Below are 12,507 nucleotides of genomic sequence, written 5' to 3' on the forward strand. Positions count from 1 at the left end.
TTTAATCTATAGAAGACCGATCTCCTTTGAGAAAATCGCCTTAAAACTTTATATTTGACTTTTATCAGATAGTAATCTCTCAATCTCTTCCAAAGAATAAAATCACCAATTGTCAAAACTTTAAATTTATGAAAAAACTGTACATCCCGTTAATAAGCAGCAAATCCTGCACATCCGTTAAAATAGTGAGGGTCGTGAATGGGGTGTTCGTATTATGCCTGACCGCCATTTTACAGGTGAATGCGGCTGGACACCATCCATCTAGCTCATTTATCGCTGGGGAAACTTCAGTGATTAAAAATCAAATGGCATTTGAACGGCCGGCACCTCCCCAGGAAATACGCGGCCTGATAACAGATTCCAAAGGTACGCCTCTGCCTGGCGTTAGTATCCGACTGAAAAATACAACAATTGGCACGTCATCTAATATAGACGGAAATTACATGATAACCATTCCTGAATCAGGGATACTGGTGTTTAGTTATCTGGGTTTCGTGGAGCAGGAAATTCCCTCAGGATCCCGATCGGCTATAAACGTAACCATGTTGGAAGATCAGCAGGCTCTTAGTGAAGTTGTCGTCGTAGGTTATGGTACACAGAATAAAAAAGATGTTTCCAGCGCTATCGGATCATTATCCGTGGCCAATAAAAAATTGGCTGACCTTCCCATCACCAGTCCTGAGCAGCTATTACAAGGACGAATGGGCGGGGTAAATATCACGCAGGATTCAGGTACACCTGGCGGCCGCTCAACAGTGCGTATTAGGGGAGCCAGTTCAATCAACGGTGGAAATGACCCTTTGTATGTCATTGACGGGGTTCCGGTAAATACCGGAAATTATGCCGGGGCAGCTGCAGGCTCAGTGCCTCAAAATCCATTGTCCAATATCAGCCCGAATGACATTGAGAGCATCGACGTTCTCAAAGACGCATCTGCTGCAGCAATATATGGATCAAGGGCTTCCAATGGCGTAATTGTGATCACCACAAAAAGAGGTAAACAGGATCAGACAAAAATCAGCTACAACACCTACTTCGGGTTCCAGGAGGTAGCCAAAAGAATCCCGCTTTTAGGAGGCCCTGAATGGGGTGAACTGATAAATGAAGCAAACGTAAATGTGGGCAATGCGCGCCCAATTGCTAATCCAGCTGCTTTAACAACCACCGATTGGCAGGAAGAAATATTTAGAAGAGCACCAATATCGAATAATGAAATTTCATTGTCTGGAGGAACTCAGAAAACTCAATACTTCTTGTCCGGAAGTTATTTGAACCAAACCGGTGTTGTTATCGCAAGTGGCTTTAGCAGAGGCAATTTCAGATTTAACTTCGACCAGAAAATTAATGACAGGTTAAAAGCAGGCATTAACATGAGTATGAACCGTTCAAAAACTGATAGGGTGAGTGCTGGTGACCGTGATGGAATTGTAGCCGTTGCTATTGTAAAATCCCCCGCGGTTCCGGCAAGAAATGCAGATGGTTCATTGAATCCGAATGATCCCTATATCAGCAATATTGACAATCCATTGATCATTGCAGATCAGGTTAGAAATGATGCATTCAATAATAGAGCTTTAGGTAATGCATTTGTGGAATTGAAGATTTTGGAAGGCCTGAATTTTAGAAGCAGCATTGGTATTGATTACCTCACTTTGGAGGAAGTATATTTTGTGCCACCTAATAAATCAACTGTTCTTGGCAGGACTACCAATGGATCAGGCACAAACAGTATGACACAGGATATAGGTTGGATCAATGAAAATACCCTGAACTACAGTAAAACTCTCAAAGCTGATCACAGATTTAATGTGCTTTTAGGTTATTCTAACCAGGAATCTAAATTTAACAGAACTGTTGCGTCTGCCACAAACTTCGCCCTTGAAGCCATTCAAACTCTGGGTTCTGCATCAATCAAGAACTCAAATTCTACAGGAGGCAGCTGGGGACTCACATCGTATTTTAGCAGATTAAACTATTCATTTAAAGATAAATTCAATTTAGCGGCAAGCTACCGTATTGATGGATCGTCCAGATTTGCAGAAAATAATAAGTACGGAAGTTTCCCTTCAGTTTCTGCCGCATACCGTCTGGGACAGGAAGATTTCTTAAAGGATTTGAACTGGGTCGAAGATGTAAAACTCAGAGCAAGCTGGGGTAGAACAGGTAATCAGGAAATTGGTAACTTCACTTCAAGAGGATTATTTGCTGGTGGTTTCAATTACATAGGAGCAAGTGGTCTTTCTCAAACGCAGTTATCAAACCCAGACCTTTCATGGGAAAGTACAGAGCAAACCAATATTGGTCTGGATTTGAGCTTCTTTAAAGGAAGAATTACCTTTAGTACGGATGTTTACAAGAAAAACACATCTGGTTTATTGCTTGCCGTTTCGCTGCCCAGATCTTCAGGATTTACCAGTTCCATACAAAATGTAGGTAACGTGGAGAATAAGGGTATAGAAATAGCCTTAAACACTGTAAATATTGACAAAACAGACTTCAAATGGTCTACAGATTTCAATATCTCATTCAACAGAAATAAAGTAACAAACCTGCCCGGCGGCGATATTCCACTCGGTTTTAATGGTTATGCCAGTGTAGTTAAAGAAGGTTATCCATTGGGTACGTTCTATGGATGGAATCTTCTTCGGGTTAATCCTGCTACTGGTAATTACGATGTCCAGGATGTCAACGGCGATAGAAATATTCCTCTTGCTTCTACTACACTTGACAACGTAGTGTTGGGTAGTGCCCAACCGAAATTTACTGGTGGATTTACGAACGCTGTTTCTTATAAAAGCTTCGACGTTTCTGTGTTCATGCACTTCGTATATGGTAACATGATTTTCAATCAGGCTGAATATTCTTACGGCCGGCTACATACCTGGTTTAATTCTTCCACTCTGGCAAGAGAACGCTGGAGAAAACCCGGGGATATTGCAACTTTGCACCGCGCAGCATGGGGCGATCCTACCAGAAACGGATCAGTTTCAAACCGGGTATTACAGGATGGATCATTTTTAAGAGTTAAAAATGTTGCCCTGGGCTACAACTTTCAGAATGCAACCATGAAGAAAGTTGGGATCCAGAATATCCGGGTTTACGCCGCAGGCCAGAATATCCTCACATGGACCGATTATCGCGGATATGATCCCGAAGTTAATGCCAATGGAAATGATACAACACTTGGGTTCGACATGAGTTCGTATCCTCAGGCAAGATCATTTTCTTTGGGCTTAAATGCTACATTCTAAAATAAAAAATTGAAGTGATGAAAAAAATATATTTAATAATCTTCTTATTCCTGACAGTTTCATCTTGTGATGTAATCGAACAGGAGCCCATAGATTCAGTGAGTACCCAGTCATTGTTCACCAGGGAATCGGATGCAGAAGCGGCGATCATTGGAACTTATCGCCACCTGGCTAACCTGGGGCCCAATTATATCTTTTTTGCAGAATTACCTACAAAAAATAGCAAAGGAAATGCATTAAACAGACAGTTTGAGCAGTTAAGTAATCTGATTTTTGTAGCGGACAATTCACAGTTTACAACTCTTTGGGACCAACAATTTGTGCTTATTAATTCAGCAAATGTTGTAATTAAAAATGTTCCTAAAATTCCGGGAATGGCTGACGCCGCTAAAAATTCAGTGATTGCCGAAGCCCGTTTCCTCAGAGCATTTACCTATTTCAACCTGGTAAGATACTTTGGTGCAGTCCCATTGGTAACCGAGCCTACAGAAAGCCCGGATGTAGCTGCACTGCAGGTTTCAAGAACTCCCGTTACAGAGATTTATGCTCAAATCCTTGCAGATCTTGATTTTGCAAAGTCGAATTTGCCTGAAACATTTGCGGGATTAGGAAGAACCGCCAGAGCAACAAAAGCTGCGGCCTATGCATTAGGAGCAAGAATTCATTTAACCAGAAAGAATTATGCATTGGCAATTGGGGATGCGAATCAGGTTGCTACCAGGAAAGGAGAAACTTTAAGTGTACCCTATGCAAACTTATTCCTTACCAAAAATTCTGTTGAATCAATTTTCGAGATCAATTATGATACTCAATTGCAAAATGTCCTGGCAACGACATTTCTTCCGGGATCGCTCTCGGGTACCAGAACAATTGAAGTGAACAACGATATCTTCAACGCTTATGAAGCCGGGGATCTTAGAAAAGACGCGACTATTGGCTTTGCGAACGCTGCTAACTACATGAAAAAGTATTCACGCGGTGGCACAAGAGATGATAATATCATTATTTTTCGTGTTGCTGAAGTTCTGCTGACGAAAGCTGAGGCATTGGCAGAAACTTCCTACCCAAGTGCGGAAGCATTAAAACTTTTAAATGAGGTCCGTAGAAGAGCAGGTCTGGCAACAATTAATCCTGCAACACTTGCAGATTTCAGAACTGCACTATATAAAGAACGAAGACTTGAACTAAGCTTTGAAGGACATGAATGGCATGACCTGGTAAGAACCGGACGACTCCAGACTGTACTTGGAATCACTGATATTAATAAATCAATTTGGCCGGTTCCGTCAGTTGAAATTGCGCGCAACCCAAAACTACAGCCTCAAAATCCAGGTTATTAATAGTAAATTTAGGTTCTGGAGCGCGGCATCTTCATCGGAAGAGCCGCGTTTTTTTTTGCTTGCAGAAGCAATGATTAGAGTAATTTGAATTAGTAAACACTTATAAAATATCCAAATATAATTCGTTGTTTTGCAAAGAAAATGAACGGTAAAGATCGTTCAATCCCCACATAAAAAATTCAAACCCGGTAAAAGCCGTGCCATGTTAGAACTGCTTACATACGTACTTTAAAAATGACAACTACCCGTTCAAAGGTTTCAATTGCTGGCCTCCTGATAGCCCTCGGAATTATATTTGGAGATATTGGTACTTCGCCTCTTTATGTCCTCAATGCAATCATAAAGGAAAAAATAATCAGTGAGCAGCTGATCATTGGCTCCCTTTCCCTGATTATATGGACCCTCACCCTTCAAACCACTGTCAAATATGTAATCCTGACATTACAAGCCGACAATAAAGGAGAAGGTGGCATCTTTTCACTGTTTGCTCTGGTGCGTAGAAGAAGAGGTAAATGGCTCGTATTGCCGGCTATGATTGGCGGCGCAGCGCTATTGGCGGATGGGATGATCACACCCGCAATCTCAGTGACATCTGCAGTTGAAGGGTTGAAGCAAGTTTCGTTTCTTTCAGATATTAGTCAGACAACCATAATATATATAGTAATTGGAATTCTGACTGTGTTATTTTTTCTTCAGCAATTTGGCACTGCATTGATCGGTCGATTTTTTGGTCCGATGATGTCTATATGGTTTGTGATGCTTGCAAGCCTGGGTTTTCTTCACATATCGGATGACCTGTCCGTGTTTAAGGCATTTAACCCGTATTACGGCATTCAATTACTTATTGAATACCCGAAAGGTTTTTACATCCTGGGTGGCGTATTCTTATGTACTACCGGTGCTGAAGCATTGTATTCCGACTTAGGCCATTGCGGTAAATGGAACATCAGATATTCATGGATATTCGTAAAATCTTGTTTAATAATTAATTACCTGGGTCAGGGGGCCTGGTTATTAAGCAATTATTCCGGCAAGCCTATCACTGCAGAAATGATAGAATCAGGTTTTAATCCGTTTTACTCTGTCATGCCAGGCTGGTTTCTGTACATGGGGATTGTCGTGGCAACCCTTGCTACTATTATTGCCAGCCAGGCTCTGATTTCAGGCTCATTTACCTTGATCAGTGAGGCAATGCGTTTAAACTTATGGCCGAAATTGCGAATTAATTACCCAACAGTAGAGCGGGGACAACTCTACATTCCTGCGATTAATTTAATTCTTTTCCTTGGCTGTATAGGAATCGTTGTATACTTTGGCAAGGCTTCAAATATGGAAGCTGCATACGGGCTTGCAATAACCTTATGTATGATTGCCACGTCGATTCTCTTCTCTAATTACTTAGTAGTCAAAAGAACCCGGCCGATTTTAATTTATTTGTATTTATTAGTTTATCTCACAATAGAGCTTAGCTTCCTGGCTGCAAATATGGAGAAATTCCCTCATGGGGGATATGTCACTGTCATAATTGGAAGTATCCTGTTTTTTATCATGTATACCTGGTATGAAACACGAAAAATTAAGAACAGGTACACGGAATTTGTGAAGATGGAGCCTTTTGTTCAGAAATTAAAAGAATTGAGTAATGACACAAGTATTCCTAAATATGCAACTCACCTGGTTTATCTTACAAGTGCTGATAACCCGAAGGAGATTGAACACAAAACGATGTATTCCATCTTGTATAAAAAGCCGAAACGTGCCGACATATATTGGTTTATTCATGTCGACACGCTGGATGACCCGTATACCTGCGAATTTAGCGTGGATCATATTGTCGCAAATGATGTCATTAGGGTAGAATTCCGTTTAGGCTTTCGGGTACAACCCCGGATTAATTTGCTTTTCCGAAAAGTTGTTGAGAACCTGGTACTGAATAAGGAAGTTGATATTACCAGCAGATACGAAAGTCTTGAACGGAGTAATGCCACCGGTGATTTTTCTTTTGTTGTAATGGAAAAGTATTTGAGCAATGAGAATGAGCTCTCTTTTTGGGATCGGCTCATGATGAAGACCCACTTTTTTATTAAAAATAAAAGTTTATCGGAAGCATCTGCGTTTGGATTAGATACCAGCAACGTGGTCGTGGAAAAATTCCCACTGATCGTTGCCCCTGTCGATAATATTAATTTAAAGCGGGTAATAAAAGAAACTCGAACCTCCTCGTAGATTAGATGATGATTCAAGCTTTGAATTTTGCTTATCGATTTAAGAGGATGCTCTAATGTGCAATTCAAAATTAGAGGACATGCGTAACTTCTTAATGTTGGCTTTAGGCCTAATGCTGACCGGTTCCGCTTTTGCTCAGGATGCACCTAAGATCAGAGTTTATGGATACCTGGAAACTTACTATGGGTTTGATTTTAACAAACCTGCTGATAATAATCGTCCGGGGTTTGTTTACTCGCATAACAGACATAATGAAGTAAACTTGAATTTAGGTTTTATAAAAGTGGCCTATGATGACGGAATCGTCCGATCAAATCTGGCGCTTATGACGGGAACGTATACCAACGCCAATCTTGCAGCAGAACCCGGAGTCCTGAAAAATATATTTGAGGCAAATGCGGGGTTGAAGCTTTCCAAAACGGCTAATCTATGGATAGATGCCGGGATATTTGCATCACACATAGGGTTCGAAAGTGCAATTTCTAAAGACTGCTGGGTGCTTACCAGAAACATCGCATCTGATAATACTCCTTATTATGAATCGGGTGCTAAAATTACTTATGGAACGGCGGAAAATAAATTTACCATTAGCGGCATCTATTTAAACGGTTGGCAACGTATCACCCGTCTAAATGGTAATAGCCAACCTGCCGGAGCCCTGCAACTGACGTTTAAACCAACGAACAAGATTACTATTAACTACAGTAATTACCTCGGTACGGAAGGAGAGGATGCAGTGAGAGTCAGACGTTTTTATAATAATTTCTACGGAATCTTTCAACTTACGGATCAGTTTGGCCTCATCGCAGGGTTCGATTATGGTACTCAACAAATCGCGAATGGCAGCGATGATACAAATGAAGTAATCGCGCCAGTTCTTATCGCCCAAATTAAGCTTTATCCTAAATTGACTGTGGCTGGTAGAATTGAATACTATCAAGATAAGAATAGTGTATTTATCCCAACAGAATCCCCGGAAGGGTTCAAAACTAGCGGTTATTCATTAAACCTGGACTATACGCCAGTTTCAAATGCAGTAATCAGGCTGGAGGGGAAGATCTTTGATAGCAAGGGCAAAATTTTTATTCGGGAGGCTTCCCCGGTAAATCAGAACGCCGCGGTAACCACAAGCGTTGCTATATCCTTCTAAAATACAGGGTTAAATAGATTCGAATGATAGGGTGGCCAATCTTGATTGCTCCTGCCCTTTGTTAATTCTCTGTTTACTTAATGTTAATATAATAATTGGATATTAACATTCAGGAATTGAGAACAGGATCTAAAGGATTTTTTCCTCGACGGCGTAGTTGCTTTATTCTGAAAAAACGTTTTTGGTAAGCTTCTTGATACATAGGAAGAACAAACAGAACAGTATTAAAGCTTAGCCTCAAAAGAATGAAGTTATCCGGTGCCAATTTTTGGTTGTTAATATTGCCAATTTTTTTAAGTTCTTGTTTCAAGGAATATAAGGGTAAAATCAACATCGATGGGTCTAGCAGCGTCTATCCATTGACCGAAGCTGTTGCAGAGGAATTTCGAAAAATTGAGCCAGATATCAGGGTAACTGTCGGGATCTCCGGTACGGGCGGCGGTTTTAAGAAATTTTTAAGAGGTGAAACGGACATTAGCAATGCTTCACGGCCCATCAGTGAAAGCGAATTAGAAATTAGCAGGGCGAATGGAATAGAGTTTATCGAGATCCCCGTGTCATATGATGGGATGGCAATTGTGGTGAGCCCGAAGAATGATTTCGTTGATTATATCACGGTTGATGAGCTTAAGAAAATGTGGTCTCCTGAAAGTCAGGATAAAATTAATACCTGGAAACAAGTGAGGGATTCCTGGCCGGAGGTTCCCTTAAATCTATATGGAGCAGGTACTTCTTCCGGCACTTACGATTTTTTTACAGAAGCAATTAACGGTAAAGCAAAAGCTTCCCGGGGTGATTATACAGCAAGTGAAGACGATAATGTACTTGTACAGGGAGTGTCATCTGATCAGCATGGCCTGGGTTATTTCGGATTAGCCTACTACTCCGAAAACAAAGGGAAGCTAAAACTTGTTCCTGTCAAAATGAACTCATCGGCGGAAGCAATTTACCCGACAAAGCTTACTATTGAAAGCGGAAAATATCAGCCCTTATCACGTCCTGAATTTATTTATGTGAATGTTAAATCTTCAACAAATCCGCATGTCAGGAACTTCGTAAAATTCTATCTCGAAAATGCTGCGAAACTGGCAGAGGAAGTAGGCTATGTTGCTTTGCCTGCTGCAGCTTATCAAATGTCCTTTGAACGCTTCACCAATACCACGAAAGGTTCGGTTTTCGAAAATAAGTCTACAGTGGGGGCAAACCTGCTTGAGCTATTATCCGGAAATAAATAAATATGGGAACAATCAGAAGATCGGAAAAAGTCATCGAAATAGTGATGGTTCTGTGCAGCCTGGTTTCTGTGCTTACGACAATTGGTATTATAATAGTTCTATCTGTTGATACCTTTAAATTCTTCAGAGAGGTTTCCATCATTGCATTCCTTACTGATACTCAATGGACGCCGCTTTTTGAAGACAAGCATTTTGGAATATTACCGCTTTTATCGGGAACACTTTTAACCACTTTTATTGCTATTATGCTGGCTGTACCGGTAGGTATTACAATCGCTGTTTACCTCAATGAATATGCTTCCAAAAAGTTCACAAGCATAGTAAAGCCAATTCTGGAAGTGCTTGCAGCGATTCCTACAGTAGTGTATGGTTTTTTTGCCCTTCAGTTTGTTACACCACTATTGCAAAAAGTCATCCCGGGATTGTCGGGTTTTAATGCATTATCGCCCGGCCTGGTGATGGGGGTTATGATCATACCATACATAACTTCTCTAAGCGAAGATGCCTTAAGAGCTGTACCGAAATCCCTTAGAGAGGCATCTTACGGACTGGGGGCAAACAGATTTCAAACTGCTTTCAAAGTCATTGTACCAGCCGCCAATTCAGGTATTATTGTATCCGTTATCCTTGCTATATCCAGGGCACTTGGAGAAACCATGATCGTGGCAATCGCTGCAGGTCAGGAACCAAAGCTTACATTCAACCCTTTGGAATCTGTCGAAACCATTACAACTTACATTGTGCAGGTAAGTATGGGAGATGTACCACAGGATTCGATGGAATATCGCACCATATTTGCTGCAGGTATCACGCTTTTCATTTTCACCTTTCTTTTGAACAATATTAGTTATTGGATGAGGAAAAAATATAGCCAGCGTTATGAATAAGAAGGGATTAATATCAGCCCACGCAAGAGACAAAATCTTCAATGTTTTCGGAATGTTCTGCACCTTTTTTGCGCTATTAATTCTTGTTGTCCTCTTTGCAGATATTCTGATAGAAGGCTTAGGCCGAATCAACTGGTCATTTCTGGTTAATTTCCCCTCACGGCATCCTGATCAGTCGGGTATTTACACCGCTCTGGCCGGTATGTTTAGTTTACTGTTTTTTACAATCATTATAGCACTGCCCATCGGAATTATGTCAGCAATATATTTGCAGGAATATGGAACGAAGAACAGGTTTGCTAAAATCGTGGAGATCAATATTTCAAATCTAGCCGGTGTTCCATCTATCATATATGGAATACTCGGCCTGACCATTTTTGTACGCGTTTTGGGTCTGGGAAACAGTATTCTGGCGGCTTCGCTAACTCTGGCCTTGCTGATAATGCCAGTAATAATTGTAGCAACCCGTGAAGCCATTAAAGCAGTTCCTGATTCGTTAAGGGAGGCTTCATATGGTATGGGAGCTACAAGATGGCAAACGGTTTCCAGAGTTGTTGTACCGGCATCTTTGGGAGGTATTTTAACTGGAATAATTTTATCAATTTCAAGAGCAATTGGCGAAACTGCACCTCTAATTGTAGTTGGTGCATTAGCCTATGTCCCGTTTATACCTGAAGGCCCATTGGATCAGTTTACCTCATTACCTATACAAATTTACAACTGGACATCCCGCCCTCAGCAAGGCTTTATAGTTAATGCAGCTGCGGGAATAATTATCTTACTGTTGTTCACATTTTTATTAAATGGTATAGCCATTTATCTAAGAAACAAGTGGTATAAAAAAACAAGTTTATAATGGAAGACGAGTCAGAAAAATATAAGTTAAGAACAAATGAGTTAAGTTTGTTTTACGGAACGAAACAGGCGCTTAAGGATGTCACTATTAAGATTTTGCCGAATACTGTCACTGCCTTCATTGGTCCATCCGGATGCGGTAAGTCAACTTTTCTGCGGTGCTTTAACCGCATGAATGACCTGATCGCCGATGTAAATATAACTGGTAAAGTCTTCATCGATGATGTGGATATTTATAATGATTCAATAGATGTTTATGAATACCGGAAAACTATCGGTATGGTATTCCAGAAACCAAATCCTTTCCCCAAAACTATATTCGAAAATGTAGCTTTTGGTTTACGGATCAATGGAGAGAAATCTAAAGCAGTTCTGGAAGAAGCTGTGGAAAGTGCCTTACACCAGTCGGCATTGTGGAACGAGGTTAAGGACAACCTTCATAAGTCTGCTTTGGCTCTTTCGGGCGGACAGCAGCAACGTTTATGTATTGCCAGGGCTATCGCTGTAAAGCCCTCCGTATTGTTGATGGATGAGCCGGCCTCAGCCCTGGATCCGATTTCAACTGCAAAAATTGAAGAACTTATTTATAAGTTGAAGAATGACTTTACTATTGTTATTGTAACCCATAATATGCAGCAAGCCGCAAGGATTAGCGACAAAACCGCGTTCTTTTATTTAGGGGAATTAATAGAGTATGATAATACCGACAAGATTTTCACGAATCCGTCGAAAGATGCTACGCAAAACTACATCACAGGCAGGTTTGGGTAGAGGCTCGTTGTTAGTTGCCTGCCTGCCGGTAGGCAGGTTAGTTGTTAGACTGGTTAGACTAGACGCTTTGCCTAACCAACTAACCAACTGACAACTAACCAACATACTACTAAATCAACAATTTACTAATAACGAACTCGGTATGACACATCTCGAAAAAGAACTAAAAGCACTAAAAGGAGACACAGTGGAAATGTGGACCCTGGTGTTAAGCCAGCTGCAAAAGGCCTCTCACTCGCTTCAAACATTTGACAAGGATTTTGCGCATGAAGTTGTCGCTAATGAAAAGCGGGTAAATTCGATGGAGTTAAAAATTGACAGGGATTGCGAGAATATTTTTGCTCTCTACAATCCTGTTGCTGTTGATTTGAGACTGGTGCTTGCAACCTTAAAAATTGTTAATAATCTGGAACGCATAGGCGATATTGCGGAAGGTATTAGCCTTTTTATTCTAAGCGAGAAAGAGACTTTTGATAAATCGTTGTTAAAGAATACCAGGTTCAACGAAATGTTTGAGGGTGCCATAAAAACTGTAGTAGACGTGCTTAAGGCTTTTGAAACGGAAGATACTAAGCTAGCCCGAAGTATATTCAAACAGGATGAAATGCTGGATGAAATTAATGTAGAAGCTAACCAGCATATTGCCCTGTTTATCACTAACAACCTCGAAAAAACTGAGCAAGCCTTAAATGTCATGTCTATCATCCGCCGGCTCGAGCGCGTTGGCGATCAAAGCAAAAATATAGCGGAAGAGATAATCTTTTATATAGAAGCCAAGGTACTGAAGCACGT

The 12,507-nt window shown here is 40.8% G+C and carries 9 protein-coding genes; all 9 read left to right on the forward strand.

Features of this window, described 5'->3' with window-relative positions:
* The first annotated feature begins 128 nt into the window (after positions 1-128).
* Positions 129-3,251 carry a SusC/RagA family TonB-linked outer membrane protein gene (locus ACLL8Z_RS10510; protein ID WP_411274739.1) on the forward strand — a complete coding sequence of 1,041 codons (3,123 nt, stop codon included), beginning with the start codon at positions 129-131 and terminating at the stop codon, positions 3,249-3,251.
* Positions 3,252-3,268: 17 nt separating this feature from the next.
* A complete protein-coding gene (locus tag ACLL8Z_RS10515) occupies positions 3,269-4,591 on the forward strand; it encodes a RagB/SusD family nutrient uptake outer membrane protein (protein ID WP_411274740.1) in 1,323 nt (440 codons plus the stop codon).
* 234 nt (positions 4,592-4,825) lie between these two features.
* The gene (locus tag ACLL8Z_RS10520) at positions 4,826-6,817 is read left to right on the forward strand and encodes a KUP/HAK/KT family potassium transporter (RefSeq protein ID WP_411274741.1); all 1,992 of its coding nucleotides are present in this window, start codon (positions 4,826-4,828) and stop codon (positions 6,815-6,817) included.
* Positions 6,818-6,896: 79 nt separating this feature from the next.
* Entirely contained in the window at positions 6,897-7,967 is a 1,071-nt protein-coding gene (locus ACLL8Z_RS10525; RefSeq protein WP_411274742.1) for a porin, read from the forward strand.
* Between the two features lie 245 nt (positions 7,968-8,212).
* On the forward strand, positions 8,213-9,202 hold the full coding sequence (locus tag ACLL8Z_RS10530; RefSeq protein WP_411274743.1) for a PstS family phosphate ABC transporter substrate-binding protein: 990 nt from the start codon (positions 8,213-8,215) through the stop codon (positions 9,200-9,202).
* Between the two features lie 2 nt (positions 9,203-9,204).
* Positions 9,205-10,089, forward strand: coding sequence for a phosphate ABC transporter permease subunit PstC (gene pstC / locus ACLL8Z_RS10535; protein WP_411274744.1), 885 nt, complete (start codon positions 9,205-9,207; stop codon positions 10,087-10,089).
* Entirely contained in the window at positions 10,082-10,945 is an 864-nt protein-coding gene (gene pstA / locus ACLL8Z_RS10540; RefSeq protein WP_411274745.1) for a phosphate ABC transporter permease PstA, read from the forward strand. Before pstC ends, pstA begins: the two co-directional genes overlap by 8 nt.
* Complete coding sequence (pstB, locus tag ACLL8Z_RS10545) at positions 10,945-11,715, forward strand: phosphate ABC transporter ATP-binding protein PstB (RefSeq protein WP_411274746.1); 771 nt, start codon at positions 10,945-10,947, stop codon at positions 11,713-11,715. Before pstA ends, pstB begins: the two co-directional genes overlap by 1 nt.
* A gap of 142 nt (positions 11,716-11,857) precedes the next feature.
* A partial coding sequence (gene phoU / locus ACLL8Z_RS10550) for a phosphate signaling complex protein PhoU (RefSeq protein ID WP_411274747.1) occupies positions 11,858-12,507 on the forward strand: 650 nt, incomplete at its 3' end.

It is taken from the genome of Daejeonella sp. (assembly GCF_046590655.1).
In the GTDB taxonomy this organism is placed as follows: domain Bacteria; phylum Bacteroidota; class Bacteroidia; order Sphingobacteriales; family Sphingobacteriaceae; genus Daejeonella.